23 protein-coding genes are annotated in these 23,072 nt (G+C 68.9%); 12 read left to right on the forward strand and 11 right to left on the reverse strand.

Translation table 11 applies throughout. From position 1 onward, the window contains the following. Nucleotides 1–157: 157 nt before the first annotated feature. Both ACXRVZ_RS07365 and ACXRVZ_RS07370 read left to right on the forward strand, forming a co-directional pair. Nucleotides 158–1,951 carry a DUF1800 domain-containing protein gene (locus ACXRVZ_RS07365; RefSeq protein ID WP_457421732.1) on the forward strand — a complete coding sequence of 598 codons (1,794 nt, stop codon included), beginning with the start codon at nt 158–160 and terminating at the stop codon, nt 1,949–1,951. A gap of 12 nt (nt 1,952–1,963) precedes the next feature. Further along, nucleotides 1,964–3,379 carry a DUF1501 domain-containing protein gene (locus ACXRVZ_RS07370; RefSeq protein WP_457421734.1) on the forward strand — a complete coding sequence of 472 codons (1,416 nt, stop codon included), beginning with the start codon at nt 1,964–1,966 and terminating at the stop codon, nt 3,377–3,379. Here ACXRVZ_RS07370 and ACXRVZ_RS07375 read toward each other — a convergent pair. After that, nucleotides 3,376–4,245 carry an SDR family oxidoreductase gene (locus tag ACXRVZ_RS07375; protein ID WP_457421736.1) on the reverse strand — a complete coding sequence of 290 codons (870 nt, stop codon included), beginning with the start codon at nt 4,243–4,245 and terminating at the stop codon, nt 3,376–3,378. The two genes, ACXRVZ_RS07370 and ACXRVZ_RS07375, sit on opposite strands and share 4 nt — an antisense overlap. 113 nt (nt 4,246–4,358) lie before the next feature. Here ACXRVZ_RS07375 and ACXRVZ_RS07380 point away from each other — a divergent pair, with 113 nt between their 5' ends. Next, entirely contained in the window at nt 4,359–5,237 is an 879-nt protein-coding gene (locus ACXRVZ_RS07380; RefSeq protein WP_457421912.1) for a LysR family transcriptional regulator, read from the forward strand. 66 nt (nt 5,238–5,303) lie between these two features. Next, a complete protein-coding gene (fusA, locus tag ACXRVZ_RS07385; protein ID WP_457421738.1) occupies nt 5,304–7,361 on the forward strand; it encodes an elongation factor G in 2,058 nt (685 codons plus the stop codon). A 3-nt stretch (nt 7,362–7,364) separates the two neighbouring features. On the opposite strand, the gene ACXRVZ_RS07390 is transcribed toward fusA, so the two are convergent. After that, nucleotides 7,365–7,778: a nuclear transport factor 2 family protein gene (locus tag ACXRVZ_RS07390; protein WP_457421740.1), complete on the reverse strand. Its 414-nt coding sequence runs from the start codon at nt 7,776–7,778 to the stop codon at nt 7,365–7,367. 134 nt (nt 7,779–7,912) lie between these two features. Here ACXRVZ_RS07390 and ACXRVZ_RS07395 point away from each other — a divergent pair, with 134 nt between their 5' ends. The 4 genes from ACXRVZ_RS07395 to ACXRVZ_RS07410 all read left to right on the forward strand — a co-directional run bounded on the left by ACXRVZ_RS07395 (nt 7,913) and on the right by ACXRVZ_RS07410 (nt 10,168). After that, entirely contained in the window at nt 7,913–8,476 is a 564-nt protein-coding gene (locus ACXRVZ_RS07395) for a hypothetical protein (RefSeq protein WP_457421742.1), read from the forward strand. Between the two features lie 287 nt (nt 8,477–8,763). Continuing rightward, on the forward strand, nt 8,764–8,955 hold the full coding sequence (locus ACXRVZ_RS07400; RefSeq protein ID WP_457421744.1) for a hypothetical protein: 192 nt from the start codon (nt 8,764–8,766) through the stop codon (nt 8,953–8,955). Between the two features lie 65 nt (nt 8,956–9,020). Further along, nucleotides 9,021–9,260, forward strand: coding sequence for a hypothetical protein (locus tag ACXRVZ_RS07405; RefSeq protein ID WP_457421746.1), 240 nt, complete (start codon nt 9,021–9,023; stop codon nt 9,258–9,260). 65 nt (nt 9,261–9,325) lie between these two features. Beyond that, nucleotides 9,326–10,168, forward strand: a complete 843-nt coding sequence (locus ACXRVZ_RS07410; protein ID WP_457421748.1) for an HDOD domain-containing protein — start codon at nt 9,326–9,328, stop codon at nt 10,166–10,168. On the opposite strand, the gene ACXRVZ_RS07415 is transcribed toward ACXRVZ_RS07410, so the two are convergent. The 3 genes from ACXRVZ_RS07415 to ACXRVZ_RS07425 form a co-directional block, all read right to left on the reverse strand. After that, nucleotides 10,153–10,806 (reverse strand): PEP-CTERM sorting domain-containing protein, encoded by a 654-nt coding sequence (locus tag ACXRVZ_RS07415; RefSeq protein WP_457421750.1) that lies wholly within the window; start codon nt 10,804–10,806, stop codon nt 10,153–10,155. The two genes, ACXRVZ_RS07410 and ACXRVZ_RS07415, sit on opposite strands and share 16 nt — an antisense overlap. 71 nt (nt 10,807–10,877) lie before the next feature. Continuing rightward, nucleotides 10,878–11,414 carry an RNA polymerase sigma factor gene (locus ACXRVZ_RS07420; protein WP_457421752.1) on the reverse strand — a complete coding sequence of 179 codons (537 nt, stop codon included), beginning with the start codon at nt 11,412–11,414 and terminating at the stop codon, nt 10,878–10,880. A 43-nt stretch (nt 11,415–11,457) separates the two neighbouring features. Beyond that, the gene (locus ACXRVZ_RS07425; RefSeq protein WP_457421754.1) at nt 11,458–11,940 is read right to left on the reverse strand and encodes an Lrp/AsnC family transcriptional regulator; all 483 of its coding nucleotides are present in this window, start codon (nt 11,938–11,940) and stop codon (nt 11,458–11,460) included. A 120-nt stretch (nt 11,941–12,060) separates the two neighbouring features. Here ACXRVZ_RS07425 and hppD point away from each other — a divergent pair, with 120 nt between their 5' ends. Further along, complete coding sequence (gene hppD, locus ACXRVZ_RS07430; protein ID WP_457421756.1) at nt 12,061–13,200, forward strand: 4-hydroxyphenylpyruvate dioxygenase; 1,140 nt, start codon at nt 12,061–12,063, stop codon at nt 13,198–13,200. Here the strand turns inward: hppD and ACXRVZ_RS07435 are convergent. Further along, entirely contained in the window at nt 13,152–14,018 is an 867-nt protein-coding gene (locus tag ACXRVZ_RS07435; protein WP_457421758.1) for an esterase/lipase family protein, read from the reverse strand. The two genes, hppD and ACXRVZ_RS07435, sit on opposite strands and share 49 nt — an antisense overlap. A 34-nt stretch (nt 14,019–14,052) precedes the next feature. Here ACXRVZ_RS07435 and ACXRVZ_RS07440 point away from each other — a divergent pair, with 34 nt between their 5' ends. Both ACXRVZ_RS07440 and ACXRVZ_RS07445 read left to right on the forward strand, forming a co-directional pair. Then, nucleotides 14,053–14,754 carry an FFLEELY motif protein gene (locus tag ACXRVZ_RS07440; RefSeq protein ID WP_457421760.1) on the forward strand — a complete coding sequence of 234 codons (702 nt, stop codon included), beginning with the start codon at nt 14,053–14,055 and terminating at the stop codon, nt 14,752–14,754. Nucleotides 14,755–14,818: 64 nt separating this feature from the next. Beyond that, the gene (locus tag ACXRVZ_RS07445; protein ID WP_457421762.1) at nt 14,819–16,573 is read left to right on the forward strand and encodes a long-chain-fatty-acid--CoA ligase; all 1,755 of its coding nucleotides are present in this window, start codon (nt 14,819–14,821) and stop codon (nt 16,571–16,573) included. Between the two features lie 66 nt (nt 16,574–16,639). On the opposite strand, the gene ACXRVZ_RS07450 is transcribed toward ACXRVZ_RS07445, so the two are convergent. Genes ACXRVZ_RS07450 through purE form a run of 4 tightly spaced genes read right to left on the reverse strand, consistent with a single transcriptional unit; the run spans nt 16,640 to nt 20,235 of the window. After that, nucleotides 16,640–17,590, reverse strand: a complete 951-nt coding sequence (locus ACXRVZ_RS07450) for an SGNH/GDSL hydrolase family protein (RefSeq protein ID WP_457421764.1) — start codon at nt 17,588–17,590, stop codon at nt 16,640–16,642. 25 nt (nt 17,591–17,615) lie between these two features. Then, a complete protein-coding gene (locus ACXRVZ_RS07455) occupies nt 17,616–18,611 on the reverse strand; it encodes an L-threonylcarbamoyladenylate synthase (RefSeq protein WP_457421766.1) in 996 nt (331 codons plus the stop codon). Next, on the reverse strand, nt 18,611–19,774 hold the full coding sequence (locus ACXRVZ_RS07460) for a 5-(carboxyamino)imidazole ribonucleotide synthase (protein WP_457421768.1): 1,164 nt from the start codon (nt 19,772–19,774) through the stop codon (nt 18,611–18,613). Before ACXRVZ_RS07460 ends, ACXRVZ_RS07455 begins: the two co-directional genes overlap by 1 nt. Beyond that, nucleotides 19,771–20,235 (reverse strand): 5-(carboxyamino)imidazole ribonucleotide mutase, encoded by a 465-nt coding sequence (gene purE / locus ACXRVZ_RS07465; RefSeq protein WP_457421914.1) that lies wholly within the window; start codon nt 20,233–20,235, stop codon nt 19,771–19,773. The genes ACXRVZ_RS07460 and purE overlap by 4 nt, the downstream gene beginning before the upstream one ends. 130 nt (nt 20,236–20,365) lie before the next feature. Between purE and ACXRVZ_RS07470 the strand changes: the two genes are divergently transcribed. Next, nucleotides 20,366–21,310 carry a tetratricopeptide repeat protein gene (locus ACXRVZ_RS07470; protein ID WP_457421770.1) on the forward strand — a complete coding sequence of 315 codons (945 nt, stop codon included), beginning with the start codon at nt 20,366–20,368 and terminating at the stop codon, nt 21,308–21,310. Between the two features lie 43 nt (nt 21,311–21,353). Here the strand turns inward: ACXRVZ_RS07470 and ACXRVZ_RS07475 are convergent, their stop codons facing one another. Then, the gene (locus ACXRVZ_RS07475; protein WP_457421772.1) at nt 21,354–23,021 is read right to left on the reverse strand and encodes a serine/threonine protein kinase; all 1,668 of its coding nucleotides are present in this window, start codon (nt 23,019–23,021) and stop codon (nt 21,354–21,356) included. Nucleotides 23,022–23,072 lie beyond the last annotated feature (51 nt).

Below are 23,072 nucleotides of genomic sequence, written 5' to 3' on the forward strand. Positions count from 1 at the left end.
CCGCGCGGTCAGCGTGCGAGATATCACGGGGCCGCGAGATACAAGCGCTGGTCTGTAGCCACCGGTAAGCGGATTGGCTTTACCGCAACCTGGTGTTACCGCAGTTGCGTCAACGCGGCCATCATCCGCGGCCGCCACACCTCGCTGCCCGCCGACGATGCGCCTGCCCACCCCGCCCCTCACCCTCCCCCGCCGGGCCGGGCCTGCCAGCGCGTGGGTCATTTCATTGGCGCTGCTGGCCGGCTGCGGTGGCGGCGGGGGAGGCGGCAGCAGCAGCCCCTCAAGCACACCAACCGGCACGCCCACCGGCACCGACCCGACCCCGCCCCCTGCCGCCGCCACCGTGCCGCCCATGACCCAGCGCGACGCCGTCCGCCTCGCCTCGCAGGCCAGCTTTGGCGCGACGGAGGGTCTGGTCGCGCAGATGCGCACGCAGAGCGCCGCGTCCTGGGTGCAGGCCCAGCTGCAGCTGCCGCAGGCGTCGCGCTACACCTCGGGCGGCACGAGCGCCGTGCACATCGACACCACCGGCGTGGGCTATTGCGACCAGGCCGCCAACAAGGGCGACAACTGCTGGCGCGACGCCTTCTCCAGCCAGCCGCTGCTGTGGGACTTCTACCGCAACGCCGTCAACCAGCCCGACCAGTTGCGCCAGCGCGTGGCTTTCGCGCTGCAGCAGATCCTGGTCGTCAGCAACCTGGAGGTGGAAGGCACCTACGGCCTGCGCCGCTACCAGAACGCGCTGCTGGACAACGCATTCGCCAGCTACCGCGACGTGCTGCGCCAGGTGGCGCTGAGCCCGGTCATGGGCGACTACCTGAACGGCGTCAACAACGACAAGGCCGCGCCCAACGAGAACTTCCCGCGTGAACTGCTGCAGCTCTTCTCCCTGGGCACCTGCCTGCTGGAGGCCGACGGCAGCCTGAAAGGCGGCCGCTGCCAGCCCACCTACGACAACGTCACGGTGCGCAACTACGCCTATGCGTTGACCGGCTGGACCTATCCGGCCGGCGGCAAGTCCAAGTGGGCCTGTTCGCCCAAGGGCGCCAACTGCCAGTTCTACGACGGCGAGATGGCGCCGCTGGCCAGCCTGCACGACGGCGCCGAGCGCGCCCTGCTGGCCGGCGGCAAGAAGGCGGCCGGCAGCACGCCCGCGCAAGCGCTGGACGCGGTGCTCGACAGCCTGATGGCCCACCCCAACATGGCGCCCTTCATCGGCCGCCAGCTCATCCAGGCCCTGGCGCGCTCCAACCCCACGGCGGGTTATGTGAGCCGCGTGTCCACGGCCTTCCAGACCGGCAAGTTCAGCAAGGACGGCATCATCTTCGGCACGGGCAAGGTGGGCGACCTGGCCGCCAGCGTGGCCGCCGTGCTGCTGGACAGCGAGGCCCGCGGCGACGCCGCGCCAGGCGCCCGTGGCGGCAAGCTGCGCGAGCCGGTGCTGATGATGACCGGCGTGCTGCGCGCGCTGAACGGCCAGACCGATGGCGACCCCATGGCCTGGTGGTGGGGCGAGACCCTGCGCCAGCATGTCTTCCGCCCGCCCTCGGTCTTCAACTTCTACCCGCCCGACTACCCGGTGCCCGGCACCCAACTCACCGGCGGCGCCTTCGGCATCCACAACGCCAACACCTCGCTGGAGCGGCTGAACTACCTGACCTATCTGCTGAACTGGGGCGGTTCCCAGCCCGTCGCCGGCATGCCCGGCGCGACCGGCACCAGCGTCACGCTGGACGCTTTCGACGCCGAGGCGGCGGACGCCGCCAAGCTCGTCGACCGCCTCTCGCTGCTGGCGCACGGCGAGGTGCTGCCAACTGCCCCGCGCACCAAGGTGCTGGAAGCTGTGTCCTGGTGGACGGACAAGACCGACGCCAAGGACTGGAAGCGCAATCGCGTGAAGACTGCGGCCTACCTCGTCTTCGCCGCGCCCCAGTTCCAGATCATTCGTTGAGGGGTCATTTCAATGTCTCACCACCATCACCCCTCCCTCAGCCGCCGCCGCGTGCTCGCTGGCGCTCTTGGTCTCGGCACGCTTGGCGCCCTCGCACCGCTGCGCCCGGCCCGCGCGGCCGACTTCAAGGCCCTGGTCTGCATCTTCCTGTACGGCGGCAACGACGGCATGAACACCGTCGTGCCCATGGACGCCACGCGCTACGCCGACTACGCCCGCGTGCGCGCCGGTCTGGCCCTGCCGCAAGGCAGCCTCGGCCGCCTGGGCACGAGTGACTTTGGCCTGCACCCCAGTCTGGCCGCGCTGAACCCGCTGTTCGCCGCCGGTCGCATGGCCGTGCAGTTCAACGTCGGCCCGCTCTATGGCCCGCTCACCAAGGCCCAGTACCGCGCCGACGCCGGCAAGACGGTGCTGACGCCGCCCAGCCTGTTCTCCCACAGCGACCAGCAGGTGCTGTGGGAAAGCGGCAGCACCGACGCGCAAAGCCGCACCGGCTGGGGCGGGCGCGCGTTCGCCACGCTGGGCCTGGTGAGCCCCGTCATCAGCGTCGGCGGCAACGGCCACTTCGGCCTGTCCGAGCTGGCTGCGCCGCTGGTGCTGCCTGGCCCGGGCGACGGCTTCGGCGCTGCCGGCCTGGCCACCGCCGACGTAACCTGGAAGCCCAACGCGCTCAAGCTCGACGCTGTGAAGGCCCTGGCCGAACAGTCCGCAGACACCGACCTTGCCGGCGCCTTCCAGAAGCAGCAGATCGACGCGATGGCGCTGTCCGAGCAATTGGGGCCGCTGGTCAAGCGCAAGCCCGGCGAGGCCGGCAGCAATGCCGCCATCGACGCCGCCTTCGCGCCGCTGATCGTGAACGGCAATGTGTCGACCGGGCTGGGCAAGCAGCTCTACCAGGCCGCCAAGATGCTGGACGTGCGCGCCACGCTGGGCGGCAGCCGGCAGATCTACTTCGCCCAGCTCGGCGGCTTCGACACGCATGGCGAGCAGATCGGTACGGACGCAACGACCGGCCAGCACGCCGGCCTGCTCAAGCAGCTTGGCGACGCGCTGGCCTGCTTCCAGGCCGCACTGACGGCGCTGGGCCTGGCCGAGTCGGTCACCACCTTCACGCAGAGCGACTTCGGCCGCACCTTCAAGCCCAACAACAGCAGCGGCACCGACCACGCCTGGGGCAACCATCATTTGGTGCTGGGCGGCGCGGTCAGGGGCGGCTTCTACGGCAGCTACCCGACGCTGGCTCTCGGCGGGCCGGACGACGTCGGCGTGGACAGCTGGGAGCAGCAGGGCCGCTGGCTGCCGACCAGTTCGGTCGACCAGTACGCCGCCACGCTGCTGGGCTGGATGGGTGCCAGCGCCGGGCAGCTCGACACCATCCTGCCCAACCTCGCCAACTTCGGCAGCGCGCGCAGCCTCGGGTTCCTCTAGCGCGCCGTAACCCGCTCGGCCACGAAGGCTTCGTAGCTGCGCAGCGGGCGGCCCAGCAGTTGCTCCAGCTTCCGGGCGGCGCCGTCTGCGGGAATCTGGCCGAGCTGCTGGATGCGGCTCATCATCAGCCGCAGGTCGTAGGCCATCCAGCCCGGCGCGTTCTGCGCCAGTTGCGCCTCGAAGGCCTGCACATCGTCGCCCGCATAGTGGATGTCGCGACCCAGCGCCTGGCTCCAGATGGCCGCCGCCGCCGGGCCGTTGATCACCTCCGGGCCGACCACTTCCAGCGTCAGGCGGGGCAGCGGCTGCGGCGCGCGGTCGCGGCGCAGCAGCTCCGCCACGGCGATGTCGGCGATGTCGCGCGCATCCACCATCGCGCAGCCCAGTGAGCCGATGGGCATCGGGAAGACGCCGTAGCTTTCGACGACCGGCTGGATCTGGATGTCGTTCTGCATGAAGTAGGCCGGGCGCAGGATGGTCGCGGGCAGGTCGAGGCTTTCGATCATCCGCTCCACGGTGTACTTGCCGGTGAAGTGCGGCACGTCGGTGTACAGGTCGGCGTTGATGACCGACAGGTAAACGATGCGCTGGACGCCGGCCTCGCGGGCCACGTTCAACGCCTGCAAGGACTGGGTCACCTCATCGGCGGCCAGCGCGTTCAGCAGGAACAGCGTGCGCACGCCAGACATTGCCTGGCGCATGGAGGCCACGTTGGTGAGGTCGGCCACCACGCCCTTGACGCCTGCGGGCAGGGACTGCGTGCCGGTCTGGCGCACGAGGGCCGTGACGTCGGCGCCCTGCTGAGCGAGGCCTTGGACGACGAGGGAACCGATGGTGCCGGTGGCACCGATAACGAGGATGCTCATTTGAAACTCCGTTGAATGAGAAGAAAGATGGATGAGGCAGACGAAAGATAGGGCGTTGCACTTCATAAACACAGACGCCAAAATTAAGACTCACCGTCTTGAATTCAAAACACATGGACCTGAACGCGCTGGCGGACTTCAACCTGGTGGCCACCCACGGCGGCTTCGGGCGGGCGAGCCGGGCCAGCCGGCGCTCCAAGGCGACGCTCTCCCGGCGCGTGGCGGACCTGGAGGAGCAGCTCGGCGTGCGGCTCATCGAGCGCAGCACCAAGGGACTGGAGCTCACCGAGGCGGGTCAACTGCTGCTGGCCCGCACCGAAGGCCCCTTGCACGAAGTGGCCGACGCGATCACCTCGGCCGGCGAGGGGACGGGCAAGGTCAGCGGCCGGCTGCGCATCGCCGCGCCGATCCTGTTTTCACAACTGGCGATGGGGCGGCTGTGCGCAGACTTCCGGCGCCTTTACCCCGACGTGACCGTCGAGGTGGTGGCGGAGGACCGCGTGGTGAACCTCGTCGACGAACAGTTCGACGTGGCGATCCGCCCCAACCCGCGCGCGGACACAGCCCTCGTCGGCCGATGCTTTGCGAAGGACCGTCAGGTGGTGGTGGCCGCGCCCGCCATCGAGATGCCCAAGCCCGGCAAGACACCCGTGCGCGTGCCGGCCGCCGTCAGCGCCTACCGCGATGGCGACACCTGGGCCCTCGATGGCGGCCGACTGACGCTCGAACCCATTCCCGTGCTCCGGCTGTCCTCGATGCTGATGCTCAGAGATGCCGCGATTGCCGGCGCCGGCGTCGCGCTGGTGCCCCAGTCCATCGTCTGGCAGCAGCTCAACAGCGGCGCCCTCGTGCAGTGGGGCGCGGCGGGCGCCAAGGACGTGGAGCTGTGGGTGCTGCACACCTCACGTCGCCTGGCCAGCCCGAAGGTGAAAGCCTTCGTGGAGTTCATGGGCTCGCGTTACCCGGATGGCTCGCTGGTGCTGAGCGGCTGAGCCACCAAGGCCCTTGCCGACCCGGGCGCGTTCTTCTACGCTGGCTGCGCCACCGAGGAGCTTCCGATGAGCGAGACAAGCCTGGATTCACGAGTGAGCACGATCCGCACGGTCGCGCTGGTCGGGCCAGCAGCGAGCGGCAAGACGCTGCTGCTGGACGCGCTGCTGGCGCATGCCGGCGCCATCCCCCAGGCCGGCAGCATCGAGCGCGGCAGTACGGTCTCTGACCACGACCCGCTGGAGAAGCGCCTGGGCCATTCGCTGCAATCCAGCCTCGCCCACTTCACCCACGGTGGCATCCATGTGCACGCCATCGACACGCCCGGCGCGCCCGACTTCGTCGGCCAGGCCCTGCCGGCGCTGGAGGCGGCGGACACGGCGCTGATCGTCATCAATGCGCAGAACGGCATCGAGCTGATGGCCCAGCGCCTGCTGACCGCCGCCGGCGAGCGCGGCCTGGCGCGGCTCATCGTCGTCAACAAGATCGACGCGCCCGATGTCGACCTGCCGGCTTTGCTGGCCCAGATCCGTGAGGTCTTCGGCAAGGAGTGTTTGCCACTCAACCTGCCCGCCGACGGCAGCCAGCGCGTTGCCGACTGCTTTTTCGCGGCCTCGGGAGAGGCCGATTTTTCGTCCGTCGCCGACGCCCACCGCGCGCTGGTGGAGCAGGTCGTGGAGGTGGACGCGGCCTTCGTCGACCGCTACCTGACCGACGGCGACGTCGACCCGCGCGAGCTGCACGCGCCGCTGGAGCAGGCCCTGCGCGAGGGCCACCTGATCCCGGTCTGCTTCTGCTCGGCCAGGACGGGCGCCGGCGTCGGCGAGTTGCTCAACGCCATCGAGTTGCTGATGCCTAACCCGGCCGAGGGCAACCCGCCTCCCTTCCTTGAGGGCAAGGGCACCGAGCCCCAGGCCTATCCGGCCCGGCCCGACCCGGCCGCCCATGTGCTGGCCCATGTCTTCAAGATCGTCGCCGACCCCTATCTCGGCAAGATGGGCGTCATGCGCGTGCACCAGGGCCGCGTCGCCAAGGGCGGCCTGCTCTTCGTCGGCCATGCACGCAAGCCCATCCGCGTGGGCCACCTCTTCATGCTGCAAGGCGCCAAGCACATCGACATCGAAGAGGCACTACCGGGCGACCTCTGCGCCATCGCCAAGGTCGACGACCTCGCCTTCGACGCCGTGCTGCACGACGCCCAGGAGGATGAGCACATCTACCTGAAGCCGCTGGACTTCCCCACACCCGTGCACGGCCTGGCCATCAGCCCGGCGCGGCGTGGCGATGAGCAGAAGTTGTGGGAGGTGCTGGCGCGGCTGGTGGATGAAGACCCGTGTTTGCGCATCGAGCAGGCGGGAGAGACTCATCAAACCCTGGTCTACGGCCTGGGCGAGCTGCACCTGCGCCTGCTGCTGGACCGGCTGCGCGAGCTCTACAAGGGCGAGGTGCTCACCGAGCCGCCGCGCATTGCCTACCGCGAGACCGTGTCCCAGCCGGCCGAGGGCCACTACCGCCACAAGAAGCAGAGCGGGGGCGCGGGCCAGTTCGGCGAGGTCTATCTGCGGGTCGAGCCACTCGAGCGCGGCGCCGGCTTCGAGTTCGTCGACGCGGTCAAGGGCGGCACCATCCCCGGCCAGTTCATGCCGGCCGTCGAGAAGGGCGTGCTCTCGGGCCTGGCCAGCGGCGTCATCGCCGGCTACCCGCTGGTGGACCTGCGCGTGGTCGTCTACGACGGTAAGCACCACTCGGTGGACAGCAAGGAAATCGCCTTCGTCACCGCCGGCCGCCGCGCGCTGATCGAGGCCGTGCGCGAGGCCCGGCCGCTGGTGCTGGAGCCCATCGTGCAAGTCGAGATCACCGCGCCGGAGCATGGCATTGGCGACATCACCGGCGACCTGGCCTCGCGCCGCGGCCAGGTCAACGGCACACGTGCCGCCGTGCCGGGCAGCCTCATCGTGCAGGGCCTGGCGCCGCTGGCCGAGCTGGCTAGCTACCAGACGCGGCTGAACGCGATCACGGCGGGTGAAGGGCGCTACACGCTGGTGCTGTCGCATTACGAGGCGGTGCCGCCCAACACCCAGGCCGCCCTCGTCGGCGCCTACAAGGCGCACGACGAGAGCGACTGAAGGTCAGTGCTTCGCCTTTGCCTTCTTGGCCTTGGCATCGACTTCCGTCTCGGTGTGCATTACGCACAGCCACTCGCCGTCCTTGCGCAGCCAGACGGAAGAATCGGCCATCTCCTGCTCGATCTCTGCCGATTCGCCGCGCTGGGCCATGGACTGCTTGACGCGGTAGGTCAGCACGGCCGTGTCGGCGTTCGGGTGGGTGACGTGCATGTCGCTCAACTTGAACGACTTGATCACCATGCTGCCCTTCTCCGCCATCTCGCGGTATTGCTCATGGTTGAACTCCATGGCGCCATGCGAGCTGACCATCACGGACGGTTCGGCCAGCAGGCCGAGTGCGGTATCGGTGTCCTCGTCCACCATGGACTGCCAGAACTTCTTTTCGAGGGCGATGAGGGTGCTGTCTGCGGTACTCATGTCAATCTCCTTGACGGCCTAAAACATGAATATGGGTGCCGATCGCAGCGAGGGCCGTAGGAAGTCCCAGTGCTGCCCGGTCGGCCACCTCCTACGGCGCAGCACCAGGTCAAGACGCCTTTATCATTCCGCCCATGCCAAGCGCCAATCGCGACGTCGCGCAGATCCGTTTGGACAACGCGCTGCGGCTGTTCGAAGAGTTCGTCAGCGCCACCATCAAACACCCCGACGCCGCCACCCTGCGTGGCCTGGAGGGGCGCTTTGCCGAACGCTTGCAGATCCAGCCCAGCTACTGGAGCCAGATCAAGGGCCGCTCACGCCAGATCGGCGAGCGCCTGGCGCGCCAGTTCGAGCAGCTTTGCCACAAGCCGCCGGGCTGGATGGACATCGAGCACGGCGTGGTCGCGCCCGCCGCCACAGCACCTGCACACGCAGCCCCGACGCCGGCTGACGCTTCGCCCAGCCTGCCCCAGGATGACGACGAGCGCTTCATCATCGGCCTGGTGCTGACCTACTACCGCCGCCATCCACAGCGTGCCCGCGCGCGGCTGTTGGACCTGCTCGGCGAGGTGCTCACGCCGACCGCCGCCGCACCGCCACCCGCTGCCAAGCCGGCCGCCCCAAGCCCGCAGGCCGAGCTTGACGAATGGCGCAAGCTGCAAGCGCGCATCGCGCCGCTCAAGCCCAAAAAACGCTGATCGTTCAGCGCATCCGTCATTGGACGGCGCCACCCCTCCACGTTAGGGATGTTGGATAAAAACAGCTTGCGCATGAGCAACGTTTGTTTATCATTTGCGCAAGTCGTGCTGCTGAAGTTCTGCGCACACGGCGAGGTCGCACACCACCAAGCCCTCTGACCGCCCGGCCCCGCTTGCCTCGAGCGCAAGCCCCGAGCACCCCAAACCTTGTCTGCAAATGCTGGCCCATCCCGGGCTGAGCTGCTGCATCGCCCGCCGCCACCGCGCGGCACTCACCGGAGCCCGCCATGCCCCAGTTCATCTCTCCCCGCCCGATGCGGATCAAGACGCTCAAACCGCGCAACCCGCTCGTCGCCCCGGCCCTCAAACGCCAGGCCGGCCGACATCAAAGCGCCAACGACGCCCACGCTCAACGCCAACAAGCCCGCCTCGAACTGCGAAGCCTGCTCCGCGACCGCTACCCGGACGAAAGCCCCTGACACAGCCGCACCGCCAGCCCTCTCATCCATGTCATGAGGGCCGGCCAGGTGCCAAGGAGACCCTCATGAGATTGATCGAGTTGAGCGGCCCCGACGCCGCCGAAACCCACGAAGCCTGGGCCCGCCGCTGGGTCCGCATCAAGCGCGCGGCCCGTGCCATCCGGCTGGTGTTCTCGCCGGCCTATCGCCGGCGCCGCGCCCGCCACAAGCACCTGGAGTTCTACGCCGAAGCCGGCGCGCCCGAAGGGGCGCTCTATGTCGACGGCGTGTTGACGGCGCAACTGGACGGCGTGCGCAGACTGTGAACTGAGCCGCAAAAGGGGGTCGCCTCCGACAAGCAGGCGGCCCCGCACAGGCCTAGCATCGTTCCATGTCCGACCGCCTGCGCCTCACCACGCCGCTGCCCAGCCTCGACGCCTGGGTGCAAGCCTTTGCGCAGGCCGAGATTCCGGTGCTGGCCGAGACGGCCGAGTCGCTGGAGCAGATGCGTGCGACCGAGGACGATGTGGACGCCCACGGCCTGGGCGAGATGATTTCCACCGACCCGTTGATGACGCTGAAGGTGCTGGCCCACGCCAGTGAGCTGAGGCGCGGCCGCAGCAGCCGTTATGAGGCCGACCCGGAGACGGTGACGGCCGCCCTGGTGCTGATGGGCATCACGCCCTTCTTCCGCGATTTCGGCCCTCAGCCGACGCTGGACGCCGCGCTGGCCGACCATGACGAGGCGCTGCTCGGCCTGTCGCGCGTCATGCAGCGCGCCGAGCGGGCCTCACGCTATGCGCTGGGCTTTGCGGCCCACCGGGCCGACCCGGACGCCGCCGTCATCCACAGCGCGGCGTTGCTGCACGACTTTGCCGAGATGCTGCTTTGGGTGCATGCGCCCGACCTGGCCTTGCAGATCGCCACGCTGCAGGGCGCCGACCGCACGCTGCGCAGCAGCGCGGCGCAGCGCCAGGTGCTGGGCATCGAGCTGGCGGACCTGGAGCAGGCGCTGATGAAGCGCTGGCATCTGCCGGAACTGCTGACACGCATCACCGGCGACAAGCAAGAGCGCGACCCGCAGGTGCGCTGCGTACACCTGGCCGTGCGCCTGGCGCGGCACACGGCCCGGGGCTGGGACGACGCGGGCGTGCCGGACGACCTGCACGACATCGCCGAGTTGCTCAACCTCGGCGAAGCCCACGTCCTCAAGCTACTTCACGAGTTCGACTGACGACTGCGCCGGTAGGCCGCCACCAGGCCGAGGCCGCCGAGCAGCAGCGCGGCGCTTGCCGGCTCCGGCACGGTCGTGACCGTGGCCGTGAAGTTGGCGTTGTTGGGCGCGAAGTCCGAGATGGCGCCGATGCCCGTGCTGGCAAAGGCGAGGTCGCGCGGCCACAGATTGAAGGTGTAGTCCAACTTGTTGGTGAAGCCGGTGGTCGGCAGCAGGCTGCCCTTCACAGCGGCGGTGATGGTCTTGCCGCTGATGGTGACGGCGCCGGGTGCCAAGTTGGTGCCGGCCACGGTGCCGGTGCCGTCCGGGCGCACGAGGATGACACGGTCGAAGCGCACGCCGTCGAGGCCGAGGCTGGCGCCGAAGCCGGCCGTGCCCGCGCCGCGGTTCACGCCCCAGACATAGACGCCGGTGGCCGTGCTGCCGACGTTGCCGTCCAGCGTCGCCTTCAGAAAGAAGGTGTCGAGGCTGGCGTTGTAGAGGACGGTGGCGGCAACCACGTCCAGGTCGGCGCTGGCACTGCTGCCGGCAAAGGTGGCGAGAAAGTCGCCCTTGGGGTCGGTGATGCCGTCCAGCGCGTGGCTGGCCAGGGGCAGGCCGAGGGCGAGAGCGGCGACGGTTGAGGCGAGAAGACGCATGCAGAACTCCTGGTGAGGTCTAAGGAAGCGGCCGGGATGGCCACGGTGATGTGGACGGGTAAAGGAGGCGGCTATTCCAGCCACCCCCTGGAAGCGGGGGCACGGCCGTTCACCAGCGCGCGCAGGCGTTCGCGGCCACGAGAGACGCGCGACATGACAGTGCCGATGGGGATGTCCAGCGCCTGGGCGATCTGGGCGTAGGCCATGCCTTCGAGGGCGACGAGCAGCAGCACCTGCCGCTGCTCGAATGGCAGCGAGGCCAGGGCGCTGTCGAGGTCGCGCAGGGCCAGGCGTTCGGCTTGCGCTGCGGCGACAGGGATGTCAGGCGGCTGCTCCAGATCGACCAGATCAAGGTGGCCGCGGCGCAGCGTGTCGACGTGCAGGTTGTGCATGATGCTGAACAGCCAGCCGCGCATGTCGCCCACGCCCTGCCATAGCCCGGCACGCGTCCAGGCGCGCTCCAGCGTGTCCTGCACCAGGTCGTCGGCGTCCTCGCGGTTGCGGTGCAGCGCGCGGGCATAGCGGTTCAGGCGCGGCATCCAGCCCAGCACCTCGCCGGGGTCGGGCGGGGCGGCGTGGGTCCGGTGCAGTTGCGGGGCGGTGGCCATGGCCAGTTGATTCCGGCCGCCACCTCAGAGGTTCAACGTATCCCTAGACTGGAACCGCCGTGGTGTTCTTCAAGCGCTCCAGCACGAAGCTGGTCTTGCAGTCCTGCACGCTGGGGTGCATCAGCAAGGTGTCGCTGATGAAGCGGGCGTAGTGCTGCATGTCCTGCACCAGCACGCGCAGCAGGTAGTCCATCTCGCCGGTCAGCGCTGCGCATTCGACGACCTCGGGCCAGGTCTGAACGGCGGCGCGGAACAGGTCGCGCGGGTTGCGAAGCGGGTTGTCGGTCTGCTTTTCCAGCCTCACGTTGATGTAGGCCGTGAGCCCCAGGCCAATGCGCTCGGGCGCGACCAGCGCGACATAGGAGGCGATGACACCTGCCTCCTCCAGCCGGCGCACGCGGCGCAGCACGGCAGAGGACGACAGCCCCGCCTCGGCGGCCAGGGCGTCGTAGGTCAGGTGGCCATCGGCCTGCAACGCACGCAGGATGCGGCGGTCTATGGTGTCCAGCTCAACGGGGGCGTCCATTCGCACATTTTTGCAGTTTTCCTGCGTCGGTAGCCAAAACGGCGCCTGATATTGCATAAAACCTGCGCGGTCCGCGCCGCAGAATTTTCAGCTTCAACAGCTTCTCCGCGCGAGGTCACGATGGCCAAGTTCACTCCTTGGGACAACCCCATGGGCACCGACGGTTTCGAGTTCATCGAGTTCGCGGCGCCCGACCCGGCCGGCCTGGGCGCGCTGTTCCAGACCATGGGCTTCCAGGCCGTGGCCCGCCACCGCCACAAGAACGTGACGCTCTACCGCCAGGGCGGCGTCAACTTCATCATCAACGCCGAGACCGACTCCTTCGCGCAGCGCTTCGCGCGCCTGCACGGCCCGTCGATCTGCGCGATTGCCTTTCGCGTGCAGGACGCCGGCCACGCCTACAAGCGCGCGCTGGAGCTGGGCGCCTGGGGCTTCGACAACAAGGCCGGGCCGATGGAGCTGAACATCCCGGCCATCAAAGGCATCGGCGACTCGCTGATTTACTTCGTTGACCGCTGGCAGGGCAAGGGCGGCGCGGCCGCCGGCGCAATCGGCAACATCTCCATCTACGACGTCGACTTCGTGCCCGTGCTGGACGCGCAAGGCCAGCCGGTCGACCCCAACCCGGTCGGCCACGGCCTGACCGAGATCGACCACCTGACGCACAACGTCTTCCGCGGCCGCATGAAGGAATGGTCGGAGTTCTACGAGCGCTTCTTCGACTTCCGCGAAGTGCGCTACTTCGACATCGAAGGCAAGCTGACCGGCCTGAAGAGCAAGGCCATGACCAGCCCCTGCGGCAAGATCCGCATCCCGATCAACGAGAGCAGCGACGACAAGAGCCAGATCGCCGAGTACCTGGACCTGTACCACGGCGAGGGTATCCAGCACGTGGCGCTGGGCACGACCGACATCTACGGCACGGTCGAGGGCATGAAGAACGGCGGTGTGGTGTTCCAGGACACGATCGAGACCTACTTTGACCTGATCGACAAGCGCCTGCCGGGCCACGGAGAGAACCTGGCCGAGCTGCGGCGCTTGCGCATCCTCATCGACGGCGCCACGCACATGGGCGTGGACGACGAACTGCTGCTGCAGATCTTCACCAAGGAAGTGATCGGTCCGATCTTCTTCGAGCTGATCCAGCGCAAGGGCAACGAGGGCTTCGGCGAGGGCAACTTCAAGGCGCTGTTCGAGAGCATCGAGCTGGATCAGATCCGCCGCGGGGTGCTCAAGGATGAACCCGCCAAGGCCTCTTGAAGACATCTCCACGCCTCGTCCGAGTGGACGAGGCCCATATGGCCGACGCCATCCACGCGGTGCGCGCGTGAGCCCGGCAGGATGGCCGTCTCGGCCGGGTTGACGATCTGGTCGCATGGCGTCCAAAAGCAATCCACGTCGGTCAGCAGCGACAGCTCGGTCACCCAGGGACTGCGCAGGCGCATCTGCCTGGCGTTGTGCCCCTGCCCGAAGCGCGCCATGCGCGTGCCGCCATGCGGCGATCCCAGCGTGATGACGCGCGGCGGCACCTCGTGCCCGGCGCCATGCTTGCGCCACCACGCCCGCAGCGCCAGGCCGCCCATGCTGTGGGCGACCAACACCGGTGGGCGGCCGGTCGCAACTTCCAACTGGCGCACGCCGCGCTCGATCTCGTCGGCGTAGTCGTCGATGCTGCCGAAGGCCGGCTCCAGCGACGGCGCGACGAAGGCGACGCCCTGTGCGCGCAGCTTTTTCATCCAGCCGTTCCACCGCCCGCGGTTGCAGGCAAAGCCGTGCACGAGCAGCACGCCCGTCTGCGCGCCCACCGGCAGGTGATCGGCCTCGGCCCACTCACGCCAAGGCTGGCGCCAGGAGAAGGCCAGCTCGCTGGCGACGACTTCGCGGCCCCAGGCGCGCAAGAGCTGACCCCAGCCCGGCGCCGGCCGGTTCACCCAGCGCAGCTGCACAAAGCCCAGCGCCAGCACGGCGGCATGCACGCCCAGCGTCAACAGCCCCCAGGCCCAGCCAAAGCGCCAGCCGACGCCCAGCGCCACGGCCAGCCGCAACAACACCCAGATCCTCTGCAATCGCGCATTCATGGGCGCAGTGTAGGAAGGCAGAATTGCCCGACTCATGGATGCCCTCAGCGCTGAATCCCTGCTGACCGAACTGCGCGCCGTGGACGCCGAGCGCGCCCGCCGCGCCGCCGACCCCGAGCTGGCGGCGCGCGTCCAGGCCCTCAAGGCCTACCAGCAGAAGCGCTTCGCCGCGACCTATGCCGACCTGCTCGCCAACCCGCGCTACGAGGCCGCCACGCGCTTCTTCCTGCACGAGCTCTACGGCCCCGGCGACTACCGCCAGCGCGATGCGCAGTTCGCCCGCGTCGTGCCGGCGCTGACCCGCCTGTTTCCGCAGGAAGTGGTCGACACCGTCGCCAAGCTGGCGCGCCTGCATGCCTTGTCCGAACGGCTGGACACCCGCATGGGCGAGCACCTGATGTCGCCCGACATCAGCGCCCAGGAATACGGCATCGCCTGGCGCGCCTGCGGCGACCCCGAGGCGCGCCAGCAGCAGATCGCGCTGACGATGGCCGTGGGCGAATCGCTGGACAAGCTCACGCGCCGGCCGCTGCTGCGCCAGTCGCTGCGGCTGATGCGCGGCCCGGCGCAGATGGCCGGCCTGGGCGCGCTGCAGAGCTTTCTCGAAAGCGGCTTCGACACCTTCCGTGCGATGCGTGGCGCGGGCGAGTTCCTGTCCACTGTGCGACACCGCGAAGACGCACTCGCACTCGCTTTGTTTCGAGCTGATGCGTCCGCGTTAGGGCAACTCCCCTAGCTTGATGTAACCGGCAGTCCCACCATCATTGGCTTCACGCAAAGCTCGCGAAGAGGCCACTCCGATGACCGCCGTTCTTGCCGAAGTCCCCCAAGTGACATCACGCGCCAAGCCCTGGCTGGCCAGCTATCCGGCCGGCGTGCCGGCGCAGGTCGACACCGGCGCCTATCGCTCGCTGGTGGACCTGCTGAACGAGGCCTTCCGCACCCACGCAAAGCGCGATGCGGCCATCTGCATGGGCCAGCGCATGCGCTTCGACGAGATGGACCGGCTGTCGACGCAACTCGGCGCCTGGCTGCAGACCCAGGGGCTCAAGCCCGGCGACCGCGTCGCCATCATGATGCCCAACCTGCTTCAGTACGGCGTGGCCATCGCGGCCATCCTGCGCGCGGGCTTCGTCGTCGTGAACGTGAACCCGCTGTACACGCCGCGCGAGCTGGAGCATCAGCTCAAGGACTCCGGCGCGCGCGCCATCATCGTGCTCGAGAACTTCGCCCACACGCTGGCCGAGGTCATCGACGCGACCGACGTGCACCACGTCATCCTCGCCTCCATGGGTGACCTGCTGAACTGGTGGAAGGGCCCGCTGATCAACTTCGCCGTGCGGCATCTGAAGAAGATGGTGCCGGAGTTCCGCCTGCAGCTCATGTCCAAGGGCGGCGAGGGCCGCACCGTCGTGCGCTTCAACGAGGCCCTGAGCCACGGCGACCGCCTGCACCTGAAGAAGCCCGAGCTGGGCCCCGACGACGTCGCCTTCCTGCAGTACACCGGCGGCACGACCGGCGTGTCCAAGGGCGCCACGCTGCTGCACCGGAACATCGTCGCCAACATCCTGCAGGTCGAGACCTGGTTCCAGCCCATGCTGGCCAAGGTGCCCGGCCATGCCGAAGGCCTTGTGCAGTTCACCAACGTCTGCGCGCTGCCGCTGTATCACATCTATGCGCTGACGGCCTGCTTCATGCTCGGCGCGCGCATGGGTCACCTCAACATCCTGGTGCCCAACCCGCGCGACATCCCCGGCTTCATCGAGACGCTGCGCGGCCACAAGGTCCACATCTTCCCGGCCGTCAACACGCTGTTCAACGCACTGGCCGCCGAGCCGGGCTTCTCGCGGCTGGACTTCTCCGAGCTCGTCATCTCCAACGGCGGCGGCATGGCCGTGCAGCAGGCCACGGCCGAGAAGTGGCTCAAGGTCACCGGCTGCCCGGTCGTGGAGGGCTACGGCCTGTCCGAAACCGCCCCGGCCGCGACCATCAACCCGCTGGACCTGCGCGTCTTCAACGGCAGCATCGGCCTGCCCATCCCGGGCACCGAGATCACCATCCGCGACGACGATGGGCAAGACCTGCCCCTGGGCGAGCGCGGCGAGATCTGCATCCGCGGTCCGCAGGTCATGGCCGGCTACTGGAAGCGTCCCGACGAGACCGCCAACGTCATGTATGCCGACGGCTTCTTCAAGAGCGGTGACATCGGCATCATGGACGAGCGCGGCTATGTGCGCATCGTCGACCGCAAGAAGGACATGATCCTGGTCAGCGGCTTCAACGTCTACCCGACCGAGATCGAGCAAGTCGTGAACATGCACCCCGGTGTGCTGGAGTGCGCCGCCATCGGCGTGCCGGACGCCAAGTCCGGCGAGGCGGTCAAGCTGTTCGTCGTCAAGAACGACCCGGCCCTGGCCGAGGAAGACTTGGCCAGCTACTGCGCCGGGCAGATGACGGCCTACAAGCGACCCAAGTTCATCGAGTTCCGCGACGAACTGCCCAAGAGCAACGTCGGCAAGATCCTGCGCCGCGAGCTGCGCACGACGACGGCCTGAGCAGGCTCTCTAGCCAGTTGGGGACAGAGCTACTCGCTGCGCTCGATCGGTCTGTCCCGCAAAGTCTTAGAAAGGGTTGTTCTTGGCGCGGGTCAGCGCCAGCACGCCGATGCGCTGCTGCGCGGTCGGGCCCAGCAGCGTGTCGCCGGCCCACAGCCAGGTCGACGTGGCGTCGGCCTTCAGCGTTTCGGTCGTGCAGTCCTGCGGCGCGATCTCGCTGCGGCAGGCCGCCGTCGTCACGTCGGAGTAGCCGAAGGCGCCGGGGAAGCGGGCGATCTGCTGGATGGTTTCATCCACCAGCACCAGGCCGATCAGGCGGCCGTCGTTCAGCAGGTTCAGGCGCAACGAGATGTTGAAGGCTCCGCTGAGCTCGTCCAGGAAGGCGGCGCGGTCGATGTCGGTCTGCTGCTCCCGCTCTTTCCAGCCGAAGGGCGTCAGGCCCACGTCGAAGATGGTGGCCACCAGCACGCGGCCATTGGCATTGGCGATGCGGTTGGCCTGCTCGGCCAGCAGCTTGCCGCGCGCCTTGGCCTCGTTGATCAGCGAATCCCGGCTCTGGGCGGGGAACTGGCGATACAGCTCCAGGATGTCGTTCACACCGACCATGATGCTCACCAGGTCCTTGGGACCGAAGCGGTCGTTGGACAGATGCTGGTCGATCTTGTCGCGCACGTCGGCCACCTTGACGCCGGCCGCCGCGTACATGACACCCTGGGGCAGCGCGACGAATTCGGTGTTGCACTGGGAGAAGACGAAGTTGAAGCCGCTGGCCAGCACCTGCGTGTAGACAGGGTTGACCCGGCATTCCACCTGGCGCGTGTCGGCGTTGAGGCCGTTGATCGTGTACTTCTTGCCGCTCTGCAGGATGGCGCCGCTCTCGTCGCCGAAAGCAATGATGCGCGTCGGCGCAAAGGGCTCGATCTGCGAGGTGCCGCCACCGCCACAGCCGGCAATCAACGCGGCCGCTGCGGCCATGACGAGGCCGCGCTTCAGTTTCTGGGAGACAACACGTTGCATGACGATCAACTCAGGACAGGAAAACTCAATCGGTGAAGGCGGCGGCGGCCCGGCTGAGCCGGTCTCGCACACCATCCCAGGCCGAGTCGCGCGGTGGCGCCTCGACCCAGATTTCGCGGGCGCCGGCCGCGTCCAGCGTCCGCAGCACCGCAAATAACTCGTGGGCCACCGCCGCCGGGTCGGCAGGCAGGGGCTGCCAATCACAGGCCAGCCCGGCCGGCGGCTGGGCGCGTGAATATACCGCCACCCCTTCCAGGCCCCCGCTGGCCGCCACCGTAGCCAGACGTAAAGCCAGGCTGTCGGCATCCAGCAGACGCACGCGGGCGCTCGGCGCATAGTGCGCGGCCAACGTGCCCGAGGCCTTGGGCGCGGCCGCGTCGGGCTCGGCGAGCGGCTCGCCCAGCACGGCCTCGATGCGGGTACGGCTCAGCAGGCCGGGGCGCAGCAGCGCCGGTCGCTCGCGGCTGCAGTCGACGATGCTGGACTCGATGCCCACCTCGCAGGCGCCGCCGTCCAGCACCATCAGCGCGGGCCCGAATTCCTCGACGACATGGCGGGCCAGCGTCGGACTGACGCGGCCGAAGCGGTTGGCGCTCGGCGCGGCCACGCCGCTGACGCCCAGCGCCCGGGCCGCCGCCAGCACGGCGCGCGCAACCGGGTGGGCCGGCGCACGCAGCGCAATGGTGGCGTGCCCGCCCGCCGCGCCCGAGGCCACGCCGGGCTGGCGAGGCACGATGACCGTCAAGGGGCCGGGCCAGAAGGCATCCATCAGGCGGCGCGCGGTGGCGGGCAGGTGATCGGCGAACGGCTCCGCCCCGGCGGCGTCCAGCACATGGACGATCAGCGGGTGGTCGCTCGGCCGGCCCTTGGCGGCAAAGATCTTCGCAACGGCGTCATCCCGGTCCGCCCGCGCGGCCAGGCCGTAGACCGTCTCGGTCGGCAGGCCCAGCAGTTCGCCGTCAGCCAGGCGCTGCGCGGCGGCCTGGATGGCGGCGGGATCGTTGCCGGGCAGCAGGAGCATCAGAAGTCGGTCGGCAGACCCAAGATGGCGGCGGCCCGCACGGCGACGTCATGCGCGGCCTCCGGCGTGTCGGCCGTGATGTTCAAGTGGCCCATCTTGCGGCCATGGCGCGCGTCGGCCTTGCCGTAGAGGTGCAGATGCGTGCCCGGCAGCGCCAGCACGCGGTCCCAGGCGGGCGGCGTGGGGCCGCCGTCTTCGTTGAACCACAGGTCGCCCAGCAGGTTCAGCATGACCGACGCCGAATGCTGGCGCGGCATCGGCAGCGGCAGGCCGGCCAGCGCCCTCACCTGCAACTCGAACTGCGACACATCGGCGCCGTTCATGGTCCAGTGACCGGAGTTGTGCGGGCGCGGCGCCATCTCGTTGACGACCAGACGGCCGTCTTCCAGCCAGAAGAACTCGATGCACAGCACGCCGACATAGCCCAGCGTCTCGGCCACCTGGCGGGCGGCGCCGATGGCCAGCGCCTCCACCTCGGCCGGCACGTCCGGCGCCGGCACCTCGGTGACGGCCAGGATGCCGCCGCGGTGCAGGTTCTGCTGGATGGGGTAGTTGACGATCTGCCCGTCCGCGCCGCGCGCCACCAGCACGCTCAGCTCAAACTTCAGCGGCAGCAGTTGTTCCAGCACGCAGGGCACGCGCCTCAGCCCTTGCCAGGCGTCAGCCAGCTCGGCGGCGGTGGCCACACGCACCTGGCCCTTGCCGTCGTAGCCCATGCGGCTGGTCTTCAGGATGCCGGGCAGCAGGGCCTGATTGACGGCAGCCAGCTCGATCTCGTTCGTGATGACGGCATGTGGCGCACAGGGCACGCCGGCGGCCTCGAAATGCGCCTTCTCGACGGCGCGGTCCTGGCAGACAGCCACCGCCGCACCCGACGGCGCGACAACGCGCATGCCGGCCAGCGTCTCCAGCGCCAGCGCCGGCACGTTCTCGAACTCGGTCGTGATCGCGTCGCAGTCGCGCGCCAGCTGGGCCAGGCCGAAGGAATCCAGGTAATCGGCCTTGACATGCTTCTCGGCCACGGCGCCGGCCGGGCTGATGGCGTCCGGGTCCAACACCACGCAGCGATAGCCCAGGGCCTGGGCGGCGTGGACGAACATGCGGCCGAGTTGACCGCCGCCGAGGACTCCGAGGGTTGCGGAGCCCGGAAGGAGGGCGCTCAACGCAGGTCCTCGGTCATCGCCTGGGCAACGGCGGTCTGCTTGGCGCGGAAAGCGTTCAGCTTCTCCAGCAAGGCCGCGTCGCCGGTGGCGAGCATGGCCACCGCGAACAGCGCCGCGTTGGCCGCGCCGGCATTGCCGATGGCAAACGTCGCGACCGGGATGCCCTTGGGCATCTGCACGATGGAGTGCAGGGAATCGACGCCCTGCAGGTGCCGGCTGGCCACCGGCACGCCCAGCACCGGCACCGTTGTCTTGGCCGCCAGCATGCCCGGCAGGTGGGCGGCGCCGCCCGCGCCGGCGATGATGGCCTTCAGGCCCCGGCCGGAAGCCGCCTCGGCGTAGGCGAACATCTCGTCGGGCATGCGGTGGGCCGACACGACCCGGGCGTCGAAGCCGATACCGAACTCGGTCAGAATCTCGGCCGCTTGCTTCATCGTTTCCCAGTCGCTGCTGGAGCCCATGACGATGCCGATGACGGCGTCCGGGTTCAAAGGGGCTGACGTGGACAAAGCGCGCTCCGAGGCTCAGGAAAGCCTTGAATTGTAGAAGCCGAGGCTCAACCTCCCGCTTGGGCCCAATCTCCTGTCCGCCATGATCGACATCAACCTCCAGAACTTCCAAGCCGAACTCATCGTCGCCTCCCAGAGCCAGCCCGTGCTGCTGGACATCTGGGCGCCCTGGTGCGGCCCCTGCCGCACACTCGGCCCCATCCTGGAGAAGCTGGAGACCGCCTACGCCGGCCGCTTCACGCTGGCCAAGCTGAACAGCGACGAGGTGCCCGAGATCGCCACCCAGCTGAGCGAAATGTTCGGTGTGCGCAGCATCCCCTTCTGCGTGATGTTTGCGGGTGGGCAGCCAGTGGACGGTTTCGTCGGCGCCATTCCCGAAGCGCAGATCCGCGAGTTCCTGGACAAGCATGTGCCGCCCGGCGAGGAACTGGCTGCCGACGAGGCCCCCAGCGACGACCTGATGGCCGAGGGTGACCTGGAGACGACCCTGGGCAAGCTGGCCCAGGCCGTGCAGGTCGACCCGGCCAACGACGCGGCCCGCTTCGACTACGTGAAGGCGCTGCTGGAGCTGGGGCTGGTGGACGAAGCCCGCGAGGCCTTCGCCCCGGTTGCTGCCAAGGCCGCCGACACGCTGGTGCCCTCGCCCCGCCTCGCAGCCCTGGCCATCTGGCTGACCGCCTTCGAGGCCGCGAGCGCGGCCGACCTGGCGACGCTGCAAGCGGCCATAGGCGCCAACAAGCGCGATTTCGAGTCCCGCTTTGCGCTGGCCCAGAGCCACTTGGCCGGTCAGCGTTTCACCGAAGCCATGGACGAGTTGCTGGAAATCATCATGCGCGACAAGGCCTGGATGGACCAGGCCGCACGAAAAACCTACGTCGCCATCCTGGAACTGCTCGCCAAGCCGGCCCCCAAGCCCGCGGCAGAGGCCAAGGGCGGCGCGCTGGAACTTGCGGCCAAGGCCACGGTCGTGCAGAGCGACCCGCTGATCGACCAGTACCGGCGCAAGCTGTCGATGGCGTTGTTCTGAGGCCGACCGCGGGTCGGAACGACCCGCACGATCCACACCAGGGCTAAGGCACCCCGCCGTTGCTGTTGCGCAGCTCGCGCAGCTTCACGCACTCGGCATCGTTGCGGAACTGCGGCTTGTCGCATTGCCGGTCGATGCACCAGGCACGCGCCAGCAGCACGCGGCCGCCGCAGGCTTCGCTGGCAGTGCGGGGCTCAGGCGCGGCGGCGGTTGACGCGGGTGCCGCCTGTGTGGGCGTGGCGACGGCCGAGGCGGCCGGCTCCGGCGCCGCGAAGACGGGGCTGCGCGGCACCGGGCGGAAGTCCCCGGCCTTCTCGGTAACGATGGGCTTGAGTGCGCCGTCGCGCCGGGCCGGCGCGGAGGCTGCCGGCGCAGCCGACGGACGCGGACCCGGGACGGACACGGTCGTCACCCTGGACAGCGGGACAGACGCGATTGGTGCAGCGGCTGAAGCGGCTTCTACCAGAGCCGGCACGCTGGCGGGCATGGACGACGCGGATGCAGGTTCGGCCGCGCTCGCCGACGCCGAGGCGGCCGACGCGGCAGGCTCGACGGGCGGCGGCGCGTGCTTGGCTATGTTGTCGCGCAGTTGCACGACGAAGAGGCCGAGCAGCGCGAGGGCCAGCACGCCAGCGGCGGCCAGCAGCAGCGTTTTGGGCCGGCGAGGGGTCGCAACATGCACCGAGGGAACGATGGTGGTAGGCAGCATCTCCTCGGGAGAGCCCTGCACGGTGTCCATGAACTCGATGTCAAGGGCGGCATCGGGCGCGGCCGGCGGCGAGGGTTCCGCGCGCTTGGAAGCGGCCTGCGGCAGTGGCACATTGGCGCGGCCGTCGATGACCTCGCGCCAGGCCGCCACGCTTTGTGGGCGCTGGTGCGGCGGCACGCGCAGGCCCCAGTCCATCACGGCGAGGAAGGACGGCGAATAGCCTTGCACGGCGAGCGGTGCCAGTTCGTCGCCCATGGCACGCGCGGTGCACGGCGGCGGCGGGCGGCCGGTCAGCAGGTCGTGCATGACGGCGGCCAGCGCATAGAAATCGGTCCAGGGCCCCTGCTTCAGGCTGGTGGCCTCGGCGTATTGCTCGATGGGCGCGAAGCTGGGCTTGAGGATGGCCGTGAAGACCTGAGTGCGGTCGCCGATGGCCTGGCGGGCGGCGCCGAAGTCCAGCAGGATGGGTGCGCTGCCATCGGCAGGCAGGAAGATGTTGTCGGGCGCGACGTCGCGGTGCCAGACGTTCTGGGCATGCAGCGCCTCCAGGCCGCCGAGCACGGCATCGAAGACGCGCCGCGCCCAGGCCTCGGGGGGCGGCGTGGACAGGGCCTTGCGGGCGTCGCGCAGGTTCTTGCCGACCAGCCGCGGCATGGCCATGTAGGCGGTGCCGTTGGCCTCCCAGAAGCGGTAGACCTTGAGCAGCGAGGGGTGGTCGAAGCGGGCCAGCAGGCGCGCCTCATTGACGAAGCTGCGCCGGCCCAGCTCGAAGGTGTCGCGCATGGACATGGAGCGCACCGAGACGTGGGAGCGCCCGTCGCGCTGCGCGAACTGGCTGGGCATGTACTCCTTGATCGCGACCTCGCGCTCCAGCGAGTGGTCGCGCGCGAGGTAGACGATGCCGAAACCGCCGACACCGAGCGTGCCGAGGATTTCCAGCTCGCCAAAGCGGGTGCCGGGCGGCAAGGCGTTGATGGAGTCGTCGTCGGATGCGGCGGTCATGGCGCGCGAGGGTAACGCAGCCATGGCTGCGGGAAAGCCCGAAAACCCGCG

Source organism: Roseateles sp. P5_E8, assembly GCF_054177665.1.